Origin of the sequence: Mesorhizobium sp. M5C.F.Ca.ET.164.01.1.1 (genome assembly GCF_004792125.1) — a bacterium.
Taxonomy (GTDB): domain Bacteria; phylum Pseudomonadota; class Alphaproteobacteria; order Rhizobiales; family Rhizobiaceae; genus Mesorhizobium; species Mesorhizobium wenxiniae.
In genome coordinates this window covers 1-341 of record NZ_SRTG01000301.1, presented here as the reverse complement: position 1 = coordinate 341, position 341 = coordinate 1, and the positions used below count along the sequence as shown (strand labels likewise).

Here is a 341-nt window from a genome sequence, read left to right as displayed (position 1 = left end):
GGCGCAGCCAGGCGGAGAACTGGTCGACGATGAAGATGGTGGTGAACAAGAGCAGCACTAGCGCCAGCGTTTTGGCGCCGAAGCCGCGCGAGATGGAGAGCTTCAGCTCCTCGCCGATGCCGGCGCCGCCGACCGCGCCCATGATCGTCGAGATGCGCACGTTGATCTCGATCCTGAGCAGCGTGTAGGACATGAAATTGGGCAGCACCTGCCGCAGGGCAGGGAAGCGGATGCGCTCGAACAAGGTAGCGCCGACCGCCACCAAGCCCACCTCCGCGCGCATGTCGATGTTCTCGTTGAGCTCGTAGAACAGCTTGCCCAGCCCGCCCAGCGACTACAGA

At 63.9% G+C, this 341-nt stretch carries 1 pseudogene; it reads right to left on the bottom strand.

The features are described 5' to 3' along the window. Positions 1-341: pseudogene (locus tag EN807_RS33565) on the bottom strand (phosphonate ABC transporter, permease protein PhnE); the annotation flags it as partial.